Annotated in this window: 14 protein-coding genes; 6 read left to right on the forward strand and 8 right to left on the reverse strand. The window is 65.4% G+C overall.

The features are described from left to right. Nucleotides 1-152: 152 nt before the first annotated feature. The gene (locus AC0Z35_RS18420) at nucleotides 153-2,378 is read right to left on the reverse strand and encodes a glycoside hydrolase family 31 protein (RefSeq protein WP_485132154.1); all 2,226 of its coding nucleotides are present in this window, start codon (nucleotides 2,376-2,378) and stop codon (nucleotides 153-155) included. Between the two features lie 269 nt (nucleotides 2,379-2,647). After that, on the reverse strand, nucleotides 2,648-4,522 hold the full coding sequence (gene mnmC / locus AC0Z35_RS18425; protein WP_485132153.1) for a bifunctional tRNA (5-methylaminomethyl-2-thiouridine)(34)-methyltransferase MnmC2/FAD-dependent 5-carboxymethylaminomethyl-2-thiouridine(34) oxidoreductase MnmC1: 1,875 nt from the start codon (nucleotides 4,520-4,522) through the stop codon (nucleotides 2,648-2,650). A 146-nt stretch (nucleotides 4,523-4,668) separates the two neighbouring features. On the opposite strand from mnmC, the gene AC0Z35_RS18430 reads away from it, so the two are divergent. Beyond that, nucleotides 4,669-5,553 carry an inositol monophosphatase family protein gene (locus AC0Z35_RS18430; RefSeq protein ID WP_046804295.1) on the forward strand — a complete coding sequence of 295 codons (885 nt, stop codon included), beginning with the start codon at nucleotides 4,669-4,671 and terminating at the stop codon, nucleotides 5,551-5,553. Here AC0Z35_RS18430 and AC0Z35_RS18435 read toward each other — a convergent pair. Further along, the gene (locus AC0Z35_RS18435) at nucleotides 5,550-7,301 is read right to left on the reverse strand and encodes an AMP-binding protein (RefSeq protein WP_046804296.1); all 1,752 of its coding nucleotides are present in this window, start codon (nucleotides 7,299-7,301) and stop codon (nucleotides 5,550-5,552) included. The two genes, AC0Z35_RS18430 and AC0Z35_RS18435, sit on opposite strands and share 4 nt — an antisense overlap. Before the next feature lie 77 nt (nucleotides 7,302-7,378). Here AC0Z35_RS18435 and AC0Z35_RS18440 point away from each other — a divergent pair, with 77 nt between their 5' ends. After that, nucleotides 7,379-8,575, forward strand: a complete 1,197-nt coding sequence (locus AC0Z35_RS18440) for a M20 aminoacylase family protein (RefSeq protein ID WP_104143391.1) — start codon at nucleotides 7,379-7,381, stop codon at nucleotides 8,573-8,575. Between the two features lie 3 nt (nucleotides 8,576-8,578). Here AC0Z35_RS18440 and AC0Z35_RS18445 read toward each other — a convergent pair whose 3' ends face one another. Continuing rightward, nucleotides 8,579-9,472, reverse strand: a complete 894-nt coding sequence (locus AC0Z35_RS18445; protein WP_046804298.1) for a LysR family transcriptional regulator — start codon at nucleotides 9,470-9,472, stop codon at nucleotides 8,579-8,581. Nucleotides 9,473-9,592: 120 nt separating this feature from the next. Between AC0Z35_RS18445 and AC0Z35_RS18450 the strand changes: the two genes are divergently transcribed. The 4 genes from AC0Z35_RS18450 (at nucleotide 9,593) to pagP (ending at nucleotide 13,400) form a co-directional block, all read left to right on the forward strand. Further along, nucleotides 9,593-10,687: a YeiH family protein gene (locus AC0Z35_RS18450; RefSeq protein ID WP_219991700.1), complete on the forward strand. Its 1,095-nt coding sequence runs from the start codon at nucleotides 9,593-9,595 to the stop codon at nucleotides 10,685-10,687. 105 nt (nucleotides 10,688-10,792) lie between these two features. After that, nucleotides 10,793-11,203: an acyl-CoA thioesterase gene (locus tag AC0Z35_RS18455; RefSeq protein WP_046804300.1), complete on the forward strand. Its 411-nt coding sequence runs from the start codon at nucleotides 10,793-10,795 to the stop codon at nucleotides 11,201-11,203. Nucleotides 11,204-11,213: 10 nt separating this feature from the next. Further along, nucleotides 11,214-12,686: a magnesium transporter gene (gene mgtE / locus AC0Z35_RS18460; protein ID WP_046804301.1), complete on the forward strand. Its 1,473-nt coding sequence runs from the start codon at nucleotides 11,214-11,216 to the stop codon at nucleotides 12,684-12,686. Nucleotides 12,687-12,845: 159 nt separating this feature from the next. Further along, entirely contained in the window at nucleotides 12,846-13,400 is a 555-nt protein-coding gene (gene pagP, locus AC0Z35_RS18465; RefSeq protein ID WP_104143389.1) for a lipid IV(A) palmitoyltransferase PagP, read from the forward strand. 16 nt (nucleotides 13,401-13,416) lie between these two features. Here the strand turns inward: pagP and AC0Z35_RS18470 are convergent, their stop codons facing one another. The 4 genes from AC0Z35_RS18470 to AC0Z35_RS18485 form a co-directional block, all read right to left on the reverse strand. Further along, nucleotides 13,417-14,028 carry a gamma-glutamylcyclotransferase gene (locus tag AC0Z35_RS18470; protein WP_046804303.1) on the reverse strand — a complete coding sequence of 204 codons (612 nt, stop codon included), beginning with the start codon at nucleotides 14,026-14,028 and terminating at the stop codon, nucleotides 13,417-13,419. 161 nt (nucleotides 14,029-14,189) lie between these two features. Continuing rightward, complete coding sequence (locus AC0Z35_RS18475; RefSeq protein WP_485132494.1) at nucleotides 14,190-14,648, reverse strand: Lrp/AsnC family transcriptional regulator; 459 nt, start codon at nucleotides 14,646-14,648, stop codon at nucleotides 14,190-14,192. 78 nt (nucleotides 14,649-14,726) lie between these two features. After that, nucleotides 14,727-15,509 carry an SDR family oxidoreductase gene (locus AC0Z35_RS18480; RefSeq protein WP_104143386.1) on the reverse strand — a complete coding sequence of 261 codons (783 nt, stop codon included), beginning with the start codon at nucleotides 15,507-15,509 and terminating at the stop codon, nucleotides 14,727-14,729. A 140-nt stretch (nucleotides 15,510-15,649) separates the two neighbouring features. Next, complete coding sequence (locus AC0Z35_RS18485; protein ID WP_485132152.1) at nucleotides 15,650-17,344, reverse strand: thiamine pyrophosphate-binding protein; 1,695 nt, start codon at nucleotides 17,342-17,344, stop codon at nucleotides 15,650-15,652. Nucleotides 17,345-17,396 lie beyond the last annotated feature (52 nt).

A 17,396-nucleotide genomic window follows, 5' to 3' on the forward strand; every position in this document is an offset into this window, starting at 1 on the left:
CGCGCCGTAGCGCGCCCGCGATTCATTGGCCCGCCTCGCCGCAGGAAGGGTCGCGATACGGACACGGCAAAACGCGTAAAGGGCAGTCAGGAAGGAAAGCCTTCCTGACTGCCCCTTTTATGACGATGACCGGGGAGCCGGCCGCGCCGATGTCAGCGTGCGCGCGAAATGCGGACTTCCGCCCCCCGGCGCTTGACCTCAAGGCCTTCGGACGGCGAAATACGCAGCCCTTCAAGCCCCTTGATGTAGCTGGAGCCCTGCATCTGCATCACGCGGATCTTGTTGCGCATGACAACCGGGTTGTGCACCGGCATGCCGAACATCCAGACTTCGTCCAGGATACGGGCCGAATTGAATTCGCCCGTATGCTGCGCGGCGGGCCCCAGACAGAGCATGTGCCCTTCACGGCCAAAAACCGGGAACTGGCCCAGCTCGCAGTCGATCGTCCAGGTGGTGCCGCCTTCGTAGCGATGGCCGGTGTTCAGATCCCACCAGGCTTCGCCCTTGGGCAGATACACGCGCACCTGCTTGCCCGGTTCGGTAACCGGCGCCACCAGCAGGGCCGGGCCCAGCAGGTATTGCAGATCCCATTCGTGGGCGTGCGGGTCGTTCGGGAACGACAGCGCCATGGAACGCTGCACCGGCAAACCGGTGCGGGCGGAGTCCTCGATGGCGCCCAGCACATAGGGAACCAGGCGATAACGCCATTGCATCCAGGTGCGGGCTTGCGCCAGGGTGTCTTCGTCGAAGTCCCAAGGCATCAGGCCTTCCACGCCCTGGAACGAGAAGTTGGCCGAGAACACTCCCACGGTCAACCAGCGCAAATACAGTTCGGACGTCATGCCGGCGCGATCGCGCGAGGCCGAACCAATGCCATGGACCTGCACGGGCAGGCCGCTGGCGCCGATCGACAAGGCGGTGCGCAAGGTATGGCGCAGGCCATCCCAGGAGTTTTCCGCCTGTGGCCCCACCTGCCACGGCAGGCGCTGCGCGGCGGGGAACAGGTCAGAGCTGGGCACGACGCCTTCGGGCGGCACTTTCAGGCCGGCCACGGCATCGAACAACGCGCGGCGCACCAGCAGCGGGTACATCGTGCGCAACGCGGGGCCCGTTTCGCCATTGCGTGCCGTCACGCCATCGGGGATGGCGATCTGGGCGTCGCAAGCGGGCGCATCCAGGCCGTCGTCGATCAGCTGGCGATGACGCTCGACCCACAGGTTGTAGATGTCGCGATAGGTCAGGTCCAGCAAGCCGAAGGGCTGACCGGAGGTGGCGGCGATGCCGTCGAACACCTGCGCGGCGCCGTCTTCCTTGGCCAGCAGCCAGCCGCGATCTTCCAGTTCCTCGAACAACGGGCTGCTCTTGAGCACGCCGGGGAAACCGGAGGCCGCGACATGCACGTTGTGCTTATGGAAAAGCGCCAGCATCTGCTTGGCGTCAGGGAAGCGCTGGGCGTCCCATTCGAAAACCGCCTTGTCGGACTGGAAGCCCCACGCCACCGGCTGCGCCAATGTGACGGCGTCCACCGGAATCTGGTTTTCGCGCATGCGCGCCACCAGGGCGACCGTCTGCGTAGGCATTTCACCGGCAGCCTGGGCCAGCCACGCGCCCATGGCCCACAACACGGGCTGGCCGGCACGGCCGGTCAGCGCGGTGTATTGGTTCAGGATTTCGGCGGGCTCGCCGGCGAACAGGAACACGTCCAGCACGGCATCGTCAACGGTCAGCACGTAGGCCGAATCCGCCGGCGCGACGCCCACGGCATGTTCCACGCGACGCATCGTGTTGACGTAAACGCCCCAGCCGCGCGGGCTCCATGCCAATGGCAAGGCGCGATGCTCGGGGTCGTCAGAGACAACGGATTCTTCGCGGCGGTTCAAGTCGCCCGGGGTTTCGCCCAGGCCAAAGACACGCTCGTCGGCCAGCAAGGTGAACCCCGCCGTCCAGACTGCGTCGTCTTCCTTGTCCAGCGCGTTATGCCCGAATGCGGGCGTATGCGCCGAGACTTCCGACTCGAATACCCGTTCGTCGTTGCGATACATCGCAACGCGCACGGGGTTGGACTGGATCTCCAGGGCGACGTCGCCCTGGGTGATGCGCCAGCCATCGCCGCCATCGCGCGGGGCAATGGTGGCTTCGCCCACGGCCTCTTGGCGCGCGAGCAGCATCTCGGCCACGGCGCGCGCACGCGCGCCGGGCTTGTCATCGTTCAGGTGGTTCGCCTCGCCGCAGCGCAGGCGAAAAACACCAGGCGCATGCGCCTCGACTACCAGGTGCAACCCATCGCCCGCGTCGAAATCAAAACGACTGGGGCGGGACGTCAGCAGCTCGATGTTGTCGAGCTGGGTAGTATGGGCAAAGTCGAACTTGGGCGGCACAGAGCATCCCCCGGCTTAAGCCAAAAACCATCAAAAGACGCTATTTTGACGGATTTGAGCTTTGAAATAAACTCGGTCCCTCTTCTGGATGGGTTTCTCATCCTTAAAAAGGGGTCGTAAAGCCCTCGGCCAACGCCTCCCGGCCTAGAGCCGCGCGCCGCCGAAACGCCAACATCAGGCCCATTACGGTCTATTTGGCGCCAAATCCTGGCAATTACCGCAATTCTACGCCACCTGGCTCCGGCCCCTGCCAGAGACCGAACTTTTTTTCACCTTGGTGAAATAAGTTGGGCCAGATCGGTTTCCAGCACATCCGGCTCGCCGCTCACGCGTGCCGCGATCACATCGCCCATCAGCGCCGACCACGACAAGCCCCGCGACGCATAGCCTACGGCTATCCAAAGCCCGGGCGCATGCCGCAATTCCCCCACGGCGGGCAGCCGCCCAGGCAACACGGCGCGCCAGCCCGCCCACCCCGGCAGCGACCCGGGCACCAAGGCCTCAAAAACTGGAAAGTGGCCGCCCAGCAGCCCCGCCGCCTTGGCCAAGGTGGTGCGCTGGCCCGGCTCGGTGACCAAGGCTTGGGCCGCGCCGTGTTCGTAAGTGCTGCCGACCACGCAACCTGCACCCACATCCGGCAGCAGATAACCTTCGCCCCCCACAATGCAGCGCGGACCGCCGTCAAGCGCCGCAGCGGGCACCAGCGTGACTTCGCCCGCCAGCGCGTGCATCTGCGCCACGCGCGGCAGAGGGTCCAGCAACCCGCTTTGCTTCAATACCGCTTGCGCACCAAAGGCGTTGGCCAGGATGACGGTTTGCGCCTGCGCCAATTCTTTGCCCTGGGCGTCCAAGACACGCCAGCCCTGCCCCGACGCCTCGACACGGGCCGCGTTGCCCGGCACAACGCCGACGCCGGGCGTTTGCAGCAACGCGTCGATAAGACGGTTGGGCTGAACCAGCATGCCTTGTCCGAAGTACACGCCGCCCCGGGCCACCGGCAGGCCGGCCAAGGCGCTGGCTTCGTCACGGTCGACCACCCGCACCCAATCGCGCGGGAACGCCAAGGTTTGCAATGTGCCGGCCAGCGCGGCGGATTTGCCGGCGTCGCGTTCAACCTGGACCGTACCGCAAACCTGGGGCGCGGCATCGCCGCCCAGCCCTTGCCAGCGGGCCTGCGCGCGTTGGCTTCCGGCGCGGGACAGGCGTGCGCGTGCATTGTCGTCGCGTGCCACCACGGGCGTCAGGGCGGCGGCCACATGGCCCGCATGCGCGGGCTTGCCCAGCGCCCGGGCCGCATCCAGCACCGTTACACGCCAACCGCGCCCGGCCAGCGACTGCGCGATGCCGGCCCCCGCCAGCCCTGCGCCGATCACCACGGCATGCTTGACGGCCACCGGCCCGGCGATGGCGGCGGCTACCTGGCCCGGCGCGCGGGCGATGCCCTCGGTCATATGCCATTTGCCGCCGTAGCCGGGCGTGCGCCGCACGTCAAAACCCGCGTCCTGCAGGGCCTGGCGCAGCTCGCCGCTGCATGCCCAGGTGGCTACCGTGGCGCCAGGCGCGGCCAGTTGCGCCAGATCGCGCAGCAATGGCGCGGACCACATGCCCGGATTGCGCTCTGGCGCGAAGCCGTCCAGGAAGAAGGCGTCCACGCGCGCCGACAGGCGCGGTGCAATTGCTTCGGCATCGCCAAAGCCCAGCGTCAACGTCACTGCGCCGTTCTCGAATTCGAGCCGATGCAGCCCCGGCAGCAGCGCGGGCCATTGGTCCACCAGGCGCTGCGCCAACTCGGCCAGTGGCGTAGCGGCGTAGCGAGCCAGCAAGGCGGCAAGGTCATCGCGGGTAAAGGGATGCCCCTCTATCGACACCACATGCAGCGCGGCAGGCCGCTGGGGATCTTGCCGCCAGGCGTGCCACAGCGCCAGAAAATTGAGTCCCAGGCCGAAACCGGTCTCGCAAACGGTAAATGCGTCGCGTCCACGCCAGCGCGCCGGCAGCCCGTTACCACGCAGGAACACGTGTTCGGCCTGCCCCACCGATCCGGGGTGCGGGTGATAGACGTCGCCGTACACGGCGCTGTACAGCTTGCCGTCGGCGTCGAATTCGATCACTGCGGGGGTCAGGGGAACGTAAGGCGCGGACATGGGGTTTTTCGAAAGAATGGACAGAGTTGTGACAAACGCGAATTATCGACGGGCCGCCGCGCAGACGTTGGATGGACGCCACGCGGCGCCCGGCTTTCGCGCGGCTGCCGCGGGTTTGACGCAATCATGGGCTTACACTGGTTTGCATGGACACCTATGATCAGCCCCGCTCACTGGCCCAGCCCATCGACCTGTGCGCCGCGATCGATGCGGCAGTTACCGCAGCGCATGGCGGCGCGGCCATCTTGCAATCCTACGCGCATCATCGCGCCGATCTCGTGATCGACCGCAAGGCGCGCAACGATCTCGTCTCGCAGGCGGACCGCGAAGCCGAGGCCGTCATTATTCAGGAACTGCGCGAGCGTACGCCCAAGTTCGGCATCGTGGCCGAAGAGACGGGCGGCAAGCCGCAAGGCAGCGCCACCTGGTACATCGACCCGCTTGATGGCACCACCAACTTCCTGCACGACATTCCCCACTACGCCGTTTCCATCGCGCTGATCGCGCACGCGGGCACGGCGGTATCAGCCACCGAAACACTTGCCGAAGACACGCCCGTTATTGGCGTGGTGTACGACCCGAATCGCGAAGAACTGTTTACCGCCGTGTACGGCATCGGCGCCTGGTTGAACGGCCGCCGCATCAAGTGTTCGCGCACGCAGACCATCGAAGATTCCGTGCTGGCCACCGGCTTTCCGTTCCGCGACTTTTCCTTTGCCGACCAATACATGCCCATGCTGAACGACGCCATCAAGCGCGCGCGCGGCGTGCGGCGCATGGGCGCGGCCGCGCTGGACCTGGCATGGACGGCTTGCGGCCGCTACGACGGGTATTGGGAGATGGGGCTGGCGCCGTGGGACGTGGCCGCCGGCACGCTGATCCTGCGCGAAGCGGGCGGCACGTGTTCAGACATGCACAAGCTGGATCCCTGGCCTATCGGTGGACGCGTCGTGGCGGGCAACCCCGCCATCGAACGCGCCCTGCACGACATGATTGCGCCGCATCTGGACAACGGGCCGGCAGCCGCCTAGCGAGCGGTCGCGCCCGCATTTGCGCCTGTGTTCGCGCCTGGGTTGGCGCCAGATGGCGACGCGGCGGGTGCGGATGAAGACGCGTCGGGCCGCAATTCGCGGCGCAGGATCTTGCCCACGTTGCTCTTGGGCAATTCGTCGCGGAATTCCACGAAGCGCGGTCGCTTGTACCCCGTGAGCTTTTCGCGGCACCAGTCCTGCACCTGCGCCTCGGTCAACGACGGGTCGCTCTTGACCACGAACACCTTCACCGATTCTCCGGAGTGTTCGTCCGGCACGCCGATGGCCGCGCATTCAAGTACGCCCGGCATCTGCGCCACCACGGCCTCGACCTCGTTCGGATAGACCTTGAATCCGGACACCGCGATCATGTCCTTTTTGCGGTCCACGATGCGCGTATAACCCTTATCGTCCATGATGCCGATGTCGCCCGTGCGAAAGAACCCGTCGGCCGTCATCGATTGCTGCGTTTCTTCGGGCTTTTGCCAATAGCCCAGCATCACCTGCGGCCCGCGTATGCCCACTTCGCCGCGTTCGCCCAGCGGCACTTCGTGACCGGCATCGTCAAGAATGGCCACATCGGTGGACGGCAACGGCAGGCCGATCGAACCGGAATACGCAGTGGCGTTGGTGGGGTTCACCGTCGCCACCGGCGACGTTTCCGACAAGCCATAGCCTTCAATCAAAGGGCGGCCCGTGATCTTCAGCCAGCGTTCGGCCACCGGTTGCTGCACGGCCATGCCGCCGCCCAGCGTCAAGCGCAGGGCCGAAAAATCCAGCTTGGCAAAGTCGGCGTTGTGGGCCAGCGCATTGAACAAAGTGTTGACGCCCGGGAACAGATTGATCGGCACCTTGCGCCAGGCCGCAATCAGCGAAGGCTGGTCGCGCGGGTTGATGATCAGCACGTTGCGCATGCCCGCATGCAGGCCATACAAGCCGCAAACCGTCATCGCAAACACGTGATACAGCGGCAGCGCACTGATGATGGTGAGCTGGGAATTTGCCAGATCGTGCACGACGGGCTGCGCGACCGCTTCGGTTTGAAGCACGTTGGCCGTCAGGTTGCGGTGCGACAGCATCGCGCCCTTGGGTACGCCTGTGGTGCCGCCCGTGTACTGCAACACCGCCACGTCATCCATCGTCAGCGCGGGCGGCGTGAATGGCAGGTTGGCGCCGGCGGCCAAGACCTTGGGCAAGGACTGCGCGCCATCGATGTTCCAGGCGGGAACGATCTTCTTGATATGGCGGGCCACGAAGTTGACCAGCGGCGCCTTCAGCCCACCGAGCAGATCGCCCGGCCCCGTCACGACAATGTGCTTGAGCCGACCGCGATTCTTCACGCCCTGCAAGGTGTGGGCAAAGTTTTCCAGGATCAGGATCACGGACGCGCCGCTGTCTTGCAACTGGCGTTCCAGTTCGTCGGCTGTGTACAGCGGGTTCACGTTCACCACGACCATGCCCGCGCGCAGCGTGCCCAGCATGCCGACCAGGTAGGCCGGCACGTTGGGCATCATCAGCGCCACGCGGGCGCCCTTTTCCAGGCCCAGGCTTTGCAACCATCCGGCGAAGGCGCGCGCATGCCGATCCAGCTGCGCATAGGTGATATCGCTGCCCATCGCCGTGCAGGCGATGCGCGTGGCGTACTGTTTGCAAGCGCGGTCGAGCAGGTCGGCCAGCGAGGAATAACCCTCGGTGGAGATCTCTGCCGGCACCCCTTGCGGGTAATGGGCAAGCCACGGACGCGTCATGGTGTTTGTCTCCATTAAATAGATTTTTGAATGATGATAACCTTGTTGCGTTCCCTTTTTTTGCCCGACCTTTCCCCATGAAACTGCTCGAACCCATCGTCGCCTGGCACCAGGATATTTCGAAGATCCGCCGCGACATCCACGCGCATCCCGAACTGGCTTTCGAAGAATTCCGCACCGCCGACGTGGTGGCGGCCAAGCTTGAAGAATGGGGCATCGAGGTCGACCGTGGCTTGGGTGGCACGGGCGTGGTCGGCATCATCCGCGGCAACCAGCCCGGCGATCGCGCAGTGGGCCTGCGCGCCGACATGGACGCGCTGCCCATGCAAGAAGTGAATAGCTTTGCGCACGCCAGCAAGAACGACGGCAAGATGCACGCCTGCGGTCATGACGGCCACACCGCGATGCTGCTGGCCGCCGCGCAATACCTGGCGCAACACCGCGATTACGCCGGCACCGTCTATGTGATTTTCCAGCCGGCCGAAGAAGGCGGTGGCGGCGCCAAGCGCATGATCGACGACGGCCTGTTCAAGCGCTTCCCCATGGAAGCCGTGTTCGGCATGCACAACTGGCCCGGCATGAAGCCCGGCCAATTCGGCTTGACGCCCGGCCCCATCATGGCGTCCAGCAACGAGTTTTCGATTGTCGTCAAAGGCAAGGGCACCCACGCCGGCATGCCCAACCTGGGCATCGACCCGGTCATGGCCGCCGTACAGTTGGCGCAGTCGTTGCAGACCATCATCACGCGCAACCGCAATCCGCTGGACGCCGCGGTGCTCAGCATTACGCAGATCCATGCCGGCAGCGCCGACAACGTCGTGCCCAACCACGCTGAACTGCGCGGCACCGTGCGCACGTTCACGCTGGACGTGCTGGACCTGATCGAACGCCGTATGGAAGAGATCACGCGCCACACCTGCGCCGCCATGGATTGCGAGGTGGAGTTCACGTTCCAGCGCAACTACCCGCCCACCATCAACCACGCCGAAGAGGCCGCGTTCTGCGCCGAGGTGCTGCGCGACATCGTGGGCGAGGCCAACGTCAACGACCACGTGCAGCCCACGATGGGCGCGGAAGACTTTGCGTTCATGCTCCAGGAACTGCCGGGCTGCTACGTCTGGATCGGCAATGGCACGGGCGAACACCGCGACAGCGGCCACGGCCTGGGCCCCTGCATGCTGCATAACGGCAGCTACGACTTCAACGACGAACTGCTGCCGCTGGGCGGCACGTATTGGGTCCAGCTGGCCTTGAAGCGCCTGGCCAAAGCCTGACCGCTACCCGCCGTCCGCCGCCCCGACCGCCAGGCACATCGCCAGAAAGCGTTCAGCGGCGCGGGCGGCCGCATCCGCATGCGGCACCAGGATGCTCAGGGTGCGCGTCAACGGCCGGGGCAACAAGCGCAGCGCCGCCAGGGCGCCGTCTTCATGCCGCATCGACATGACGGACACAAAGCCCACGCCCAGCCCCGCCCGCACCGCCTGCTTCACCCCTTCCACCCCTGCCAATTCCAGACCCACCGACGGCGCCAGCCCGGCATCGGCGAAGGCGCGCTCGACCAGCCGACGCACGCCCGACCCGGGCTCGCGCATGACCAGGGCAGACGCCGCCAGATCACGCAAGGTCACCGCGCCCTTGGACGCCAGCGCGTGGTCGGCGCGCACGATCGCCACCACTTCGTCCTGGCGCCACGCATGTACGGCCGTGTCGGCGGGCAGCCCCGAGGGCACATCCCCTTCAATAAAAGCCAGGTCCAGCGCGGGCAAGCGCTCGACGATTTCGCGGGTATTGCCATCTGACAGATGCAGGCTGACCGCCGGAAAGGCGGAACGGAAGTCGGCCACCAGCCGGGGCAGCAGATAGCTGGCGGGCGTGGTGCTGGCGCCCAGCCGCAACGCACCCGTTTCCAGCCCGCGCCACGATTCGCGCACGGCCTGCGCCTGCCGGTACACCTGCCGCAGCTGCCGTGCCTGTTCGGCCAGACGCTCGCCAGCCTCGGTCAGCGCAATGCCATGGCCGCTGCGCCGGTACAGCGGTTCGCCAAACCAATCTTGTAGCGCACGCAACTGCCCGGATACGGCCGGCTGAGACAAATTCAGCACCTGCGCCGCGCGGCTGATGTTGCCGGTATCGGCCACGCAGGCGAATGTGAGGAGCTGGTCAGGGGTCATGGATTGCTGTGCTTATTATCAGTATTTCCGATATTACATATCCGAATTGAAGATTTTTCAAATAACGGCCCGCAACTTAATATTTCGCCTAGTTATTTAGATATGCCGCAAAGGCCCGTCATGAGCACCTCTTCCAGCACCGCCGTTCCCCTGCCCGCCTCGGCGGCACCTGCCGCAACCGCCGCCCCCACAGCCACCGCCACGCCCTGGCGCGACAAGCTCAATGGCGTGTTGTTCGTCGGCCTGATGGCGGCTGCCGTGATGCAACTGGCGGACTTGCCCGCCATTCGCCAGCTGGGCTTTTCGCCGCTGGTCGTGGGCATCGTCTGCGGCATGCTGTATGGCAATTTCCTGCGCGGCACCATGCCGGCGGACTGGGGCGTGGGCGTGAACTTCACGGCGCGCCGCCTGTTGCGTATCGCCGTGGCGTTCTACGGCTTGAACATCAGCATCCAGCAGATCGCCGCCGTGGGCCTGCCCGGCCTGGCCGTGTCGGTCGCGGTAGTGCTGGGCACGTTGGTAATTGGCACGGTCGTGGGGCAGCGCCTGCTTGGCCTGGACCGCGACACCGCCATGCTGACCGCCGCCGGCAGCGCCATTTGCGGCGCGGCGGCGGTGCTGGCGTTCGAACCCACGCTGCGGGCGGCGCCCCACAAAAGCGCGGTCGCCGTGGCCACGGTCGTGCTTTTCGGCACGCTCTCCATGTTCCTGTATCCGATTCTTTATCACGCGGGCTGGCTCGGCCTGGACACGCAGGCGCTGGGCATCTATATCGGGGGCACCATCCACGAAGTGGCGCAAGTGGTGGGCGCGGCCAGCAATATCGACCCGGCCACCACCGAAGTCGCCACCATCGTCAAGATGACCCGCGTGGCGCTGCTGGTGCCGGTGCTGCTGGTGTTGGGCATGTATCTGCGCAGCGCGGCCAGCCAGTCGGGCGGCCAGGCCAAGGGCGGCAAGCTGCCCATTCCGTGGTTCGCCGTCGGCTTCCTGGTGCTGGCCATCATCAATTCGCTGAACATCATCCCCGCCGACGCCATCGCCGCCATCCGCCGCCTGGACATCTTTGCGCTGACCATGGCCATGACCGCGCTGGGCATCGAAACGCGCTTTGCCCAGATCAAGAAGGCGGGCCCCCGCGTAATGGCCCTGGGGCTCATTCTGTATGCCTGGCTGTTGGTTGGCGGCTACGGCATCGTGAAGTTGGCGACCTGATTTTCAGGCCGTCGCGGCAAAGCGCCGCGACGGCCTGCGCCGCGCACGCCGCTGTCTCGTTTTTCCTGCATAATCGGCTGGTTCCCATGCATTGGAGTCGGCCGCATGACCTCCAGCCCGAAAACCCCGTTTACGACTTTGCCCGCCAATCGCGACGCGGTATTGCGCGTCATGCCGATGCCGGCCGACGCAAATATCCACGGGGACGTTTTTGGCGGATGGATCATGGCCCAGGTGGACATCGCCGGCTCGATTCCCGCCGCGCGCCGCGCCGCCGGCCGGGTCGCCACCGTGGCGGTCAACGCCTTCCAGTTCAAAGAGCCCGTCTTCGTGGGCGACCTGCTCAGCTTTTACGCGGCCATCGTCAAGACCGGCACCACTTCGGTCACCGTGTCCGTCGAGGTCTACGCGCAGCGCCAACGCCTGGACGCTGAAGTCGTCAAGGTCACCGAGGCCACGCTGACCTACGTCGCCACCGACGAAGCGCGGCGCAGCCGCCCCCTACCTTCTCTTTGAGCCGTAACGCATGACGCAGTCCGCCGCCGCGCAGAAACCGCCCGCGACGCCCCGCCGCCTCGACCCGGAAGACGCCCAGACCGCCCTGGCCGAAGTGCAGGAACGCCTGCGCCGCCAGCAGTTGGTGGCCGACCTGGTGCATCGCCAGGAAGAAGGCGATGCCAAGGCGCCGCTGGTTGAAGACCTGGTCCACCGCCAGCACGAAGCCGAACTCAAGACGCTGCTTGACGGCCTGCACCCGGCCGACATCGCCTTCATCCTGGAATCGCTGCCCAAGGACGAACGCCAGGCCATCTGGAAGCTGGTCAGCCCCGAGCACGACGCCGACGTGCTGCTGGAAGTCGAAGACTGGGTGCGCGAATCGCTGATCGAAGCGATGGACCGCCAGGACCTGGTTGCCGCCACCGGCAACATGGACGCCGACGAGTTGGCGGACCTGGCGCCCGACCTGCCGCCCGACGTGGTGGCCGAAGTGCAAAAGGGCCTGACCGAAGAAGAACGTGCGCAGCTGCTGGAAGCCATGGGCTATCCGGAAGACAGCGTGGGCGCGATCATGGACTTCGAAATGGTCCGTGTGCGCGAGGACGTCACGCTGGAAGTGGTGCTGCGCTACCTGCGCCGCCTGCACGAGCTGCCCGATCACACCGACCAGATCTTCGTCGTGGACCGCCAGGACAAGCTGCAAGGCATTCTGCCCTTGTCGCGCCTGTTGGTCAGCGAACCCGAGACCGAAGTGCGCGCCGTCATGAACTCGGACTTTCTGGCGCTGAACCCGCTGGATTCCGACGCCGACGCCGCCGGCGCGTTCGAACGCTACGACCTGGTGTCCGCGCCGGTAATGGACGACCAGGGCCGCCTGATCGGCCGCGTCACCATTGCGGACGTCGTGGACGTGATGCGTGAAGACTCGCAAGAACAAGCGCTGTCGCGTGCCGGTCTGCAAGAAGAAGACATCTTCGCGCCCGTCACCACCGCCCTGCGCAACCGCGCGCCCTGGCTGCTGTTCAACCTCTGTACCGCCGCCACGGCATCTTTCGTGGCATCCCAATTCGAAGGCACGGTCAGCCAGATCGTGATCCTGGCGTTTTTGATGTCGATCGTTGCGGGTATCGGCGGCAACTCGGGCAACCAGACCATGACGCTGATCATCCGGGCGCTGGCCATGGGCCGGATCACCGGGCGCAACCTGTGGCAGCTGGTCAAGCGTGAGCTTTTCGTGACGTTGCTGGTCGGCCTGTGCGGCAGCCTGGTGGCGGCGCTGTTCGCCTGGGTCATCTCGCATTCGCTGTCAATCGCGCTAGTGATGATGGCGGCGATGATCTGCAACATGCTGGTCGGTGCATCGGTGGGCGTGCTGGTGCCGATGGTGCGCGCGCGGTTCGGCAAGGACCCGGCAATGGGGTCGTCGGTCCTGCTGACGTTCGCCACCGATTCATTGGGCTTCTTCATCTTTCTGGGCTTGGCCACGATCTTCTTGCTGTAGCTCGGCCACCACAGAAAATTCTTGTTTTTGCGCAGGTGTGCCGCCCCCTTCCTGGGGCGGTGTCTACGCACGCCGATGCATGACAGCCATCTGACAGGGATGCAGCGATGACTACATGTACAGTCATCGAATTGTCATCTTTACCCCTGTTTACCCGCAATGAACGCCAAATTTCGGGCAGCGATCCTCTGTCTGCTGCTCTCGACTTTCACCGCCGCCGCGCAGGCCTGTGAAAGCCTGCCCTCGTGGGCGCAATCCGCTTGCAATCGCCTGGACCAGATCTGGACCGAAGGCGGCCACGACCTCTACGTTTCCGGCTACGCCTGGCACAACCGCGCCACGTACAGCAAAGAAAAAATCGACAGCTTCAACGAGCTGGCATGGGGCGGCGGCTATGGCCGCAGCATCTATGACGAAGACGGCGACTGGCAGGGCCTGTACGCCATGGCGTTTCTGGATTCGCACAGCAAGGTCGAGCCCATCGCCGGCTATGGCTTCCTGAAAATCGGACAGGTCAGCGAGAACTTCCGGTTGGGCGCGGGCTACACCGTCTTCCTGACCGCGCGGCACGACATCATGGGCTACGTGCCGTTTCCGGGCATCCTGCCGCTGGTGGGCGCCGGCTACAAAGACGCGATGTTCTACGCGACCTATATCCCCGGCGCGTCCGGCGCGGGCAACGTGCTGTATATGTTCGGGCGCTGGCACTTCTAAGGCGCCACGCGCAAGCTTAAAACGCCTGGCCCAGCCTGCGCACCAGATCGCCCAGCCGCCAGTCGTCGATCCCGTGGGCGCGCAACGCGCGTTCGGTTTCCACCACGTAATCCAGGCAAGGCCCCGAGTGCCCCACGGCACTGCGCACGGACGCGATCAGGCGATCGTCGCAAAGATCGGCGGCATATTCGTCGCAGGCGCGATTCAGCAGGAATACCAGCCCGCGCACCGGCGCGGATTCGGTGTGGCAAGTCAGCCAGCGGGGCGTATAGGCGCCCGTCACCATCTCGCGGCGCCACAGCGCCTGGAACACGTCGGGCACATCGGCGGCGGCGATTTGATACGCCACGCCCCGGCAGCAACCGCCCCGGTTCAAGCCGAACACCAGCCCCGGGTTGTCAGGAGAACCACGATGATCGCGCGACCACAGGCACAAGGACCGGTGATAACCGCGCACGGTTGCCAAGCGGCGTTCGCGCCACGCAAAGCCGGGATGCCAGATCAGGGAACCGTAGGCGAACACCCACAAGTCGTCGACGCCGTTCCAGCCGGCCAACAGGTCGTCCACCGATAGCGCTTGCCGCGTTTTTTCCAGACCGGCACAGCCGGCGGGTACTGCGAACGACATAGGGTCCTCTGATATCCCGATTCATTCCCCAGCAGGGAATGAGCGATATCCTACGCCGACGGCCGCGCAAAAGAATTGCGAGATAGGCGTTTTGCAACGCGCCGAAAGAAATTTGCATCCGCCCTAACTGCCCGCAATGAAAAAAATTTGCGCGGCGCGTGCTACACCGCGTCCAGCGGTAATTCCGTGGTGCTTTTGATGATTTCCATCGAGAAGCTGGCGCTGACGTCCAGCAAGTCCACGGCGCCGATCAGCCGGCGGTAGAAGCGGTCATACGCCGCCATGTCCTCGACCACAACCTTGAGCAGGTAGTCGATGTCGCCCGCCATGCGGTGAAATTCAACGACATTGGGCAAGGCCATGACTGCGTTGATCAGGCTTTGCGTCCATTTTTCGTTGTGCTGGCTGGTCTTGATCGAGACAAAAACGGTCAGGTTCAACCCCAGCGCGCGCGGGTCCAGCAAGATGGCGTTGCGCGCAATGACCCCGTCGTCCTTGAGCTTCTGAATTCGCCGCCAGCATGGTGTGACCGACAGATTCACCTGTTCGGCGATTTCCGCGACCGAGCACGTGGCGTCCTTTTGCAGCAACCGCAATATCTTGATGTCGGTCTGGTCCATGGGCTTTTTCTCGAACGGCATGGGTGCCAATCTTGCCTGTTAGTCCCGCGCGCGTCCAGCGCGGGACCCCAGTTGCGCCTAGTACGTGCCGGGGTAGCCGCCGCCGTCGATCAGCACGCTTTGTGCGGTCATATAGCCGGCCTGCGCCGAGCACAGATACGCGCACAGCGCGCCCACTTCCTCGGGCTGCCCATAGCGGCCCGCCGGGTTGCCGCGCGCGCGTTCGTCCCACAGTTGCTCGAACGTCTTGCCGCCAGCCTCGTCCAGCATGCCCTGGATGTGGCGAATCTGTGCATCCGTGGCGAAGGCGCCGGGCAGCAGGTTGTTGATGGTGACGTTGTGCCGCACGGTCTGGCGCGCCAGGCCACCCACGAAACCGATCAGCCCCGAACGCGCGCCGTTGGACAGGCCAAGTTCCGCATGCGGCGCCTTGACGCTGCGCGACACGATATTGACGATGCGGCCAAAACGGCGCTCGACCATGCCGTCCACCACGCGCCGGATCATGTCGATGGGGCCCAGCATCATGGCGTCCAGCGCCGCGATCCAATCGTCCCGGGACCAATCACGAAAATCGCCGGGCAGCGGGCCGTCGGCGTTGTTGACGAGGATGTCCGGATGCGGGCACGCCGCCAGCGCCGCATCGCGGCCAGTTGCCTGGGTCAAGTCGGCCGACACCCAGCCCACGCCGATGCCGGTTTCCTTCGAGATCTCGGCGGCTGCCTGCTCAAGCGTCTGCGGGTTGCGTGCCGCGATAGTCACCGCCACGCCCTCGCGCGCCAGCTGCAAGGCGCACGCGCGCCCCATGCCGCGGCTGCCACCAAACACCAAAGCCGTCTTGCCACTGATCCCCAGATCCATGCCCGATTCCCCGTTGATGTGTTGCAGACCGCGCGGCCTCGCCGCGCCAAAGCGGATCAGTATAGGACCAGCGGCAGTGCGCGCAGGCAAAAAAAAGGGCCCCGAAGGGCCCTGGGTACCGCTGCGCGATCAGGCGCGAATTAGCCCATCCACTGGCTGACCGGCGCGGCCGCGTCCTGCAAGGGCTGCGCCACCACGTCGATCAGCGCCGGGCCGTCATGTTCCATGGCGGCCTTGATGGCGGCGTCCAGCTTGGCGGGATCTTCCACGCGCCATGCCTTCACGCCATAGGCTTCGGCAATGCGGGCATGGTCGGTGCGGTTGAAGTCCACGCTGTAGTAGCGCTCGTCGTAGCCGGCCTTCTGGCTGGCCTTGATCCAGCCGTAGACGGAATTGGAAAACACGATCATCAGCAACGGCGCCTTGTGGCGGACGATGGTTTCCAGTTCGCCAACGGTAAAGCCGAAGCTGCCGTCGCCCATGACCGATACGCATTTGGACTGCGGGCGGCCCACCCACGCACCCAGCGCGGCCGACATCGAGAAGCCCAGCGCGCCATGTGCGCGGTTGGTAATGAAATGCCGGCCGGGGCGCGACACGTCGTAGTACGCCGAAAAGTACGGGCAAGGCGTGCCCGGGTCCGCGCACACGACGGCATCGTCGGGCAGCAGCCGGTTCAGCGATTGCACGACGCGCTCGGGGCGAATCGGGGCCTCGAGGCTGTTGGCCAACGACTCCAACTGCGCGCGACGCGCGGCCTTGGCGCGGCCGGCCAGCACAGCGCCATCCACGGCGTCCGAATTGCGGTGCGCCAGACGCGCCTGTACTTCGGCGCCCAGGGCCTCCAACGCCAGCTTGGCGTCGCCCACCAGGCCCACTTCGGTCAGGTAGTTGGCGCCGATCACCATTGGATCGACGTCGATGTGCAGGATCGGCACGTCGCGGTTCGGGAAGCGCCAGTGTTCCGTGGACGTGGACCCGGCCCGGCAGCCCACGAACAGCACCACGTCGGCCGCGGCGACCACGTCGCGCGTGGCCATCACGCCGCCGTTGGAGCCGACCACGCCCGCGTTCAGGGGATGCGTGTCGGCCAGGCTGCCCTGCCCGCTCACGGTCACGCACACGGCGGCCTTCAGCGCTTCGGCCAATTCCTGCAACGCGCCGCTGGCGCCGGCGATGACCACACCGCCACCGCAGATGATGACGGGCGACCGCGCGCCCACCAGGCGCTGCGCGGCACGCGCCACGTCCGCGGGGTCCGGCGCCACGCGCATGGCGGGGAAGCGGCCGTGTTCGGGCTGCGCCCAGATGTCGGAAGCGTCCACTTGCTGCTTCATCACGTCATACGGAAAGCACAGGTGCGCCGCGCCGGGCTTGCCGGTCGTCATGGCGCGGAACGCCGCGCGCACCATGCCGGGGATCTGGTCGGCGCGGTCGATCGTGCGGTTCCACTTTGTCAGCGGGCGGTACAGCGCTTCCTGGTCAAGTTCCGTCAACGGATACTTGCCGCGCGAGCCCACCGCGACGTCGGACGTAATGCCCAACACCGGAATCGACGATTCATTGGCCTCGACCAAACCAGGCAACAGGTAGGTGGCGCCGCCACCGCTGGGGCCTTCACACACGCCGACCTTGCCGGTCACGCGCGCATAGGCGTCGGCCATGTAGCCCGCGCTACGTTCGTCGCGCGTCAGGATGTGCTGCATGCCGTGATCCAGGCGGTACAGCGCGTCGTAGAACGGCAGGCTGGTGTCGCCGCACAGGCCAAAAATATGTTTGACACCGTTGTGTTGCAGCATCCGCACCATGGCTTCGGCGCCGGTCAAATTTTCCATGTCATCTCCACGAGTATCGCGGACGGGACCGGGCGGCGCGCCGCCCGGTTTA

This window comes from Achromobacter sp. 1L-A-4-B-C2 (assembly GCF_057291955.1).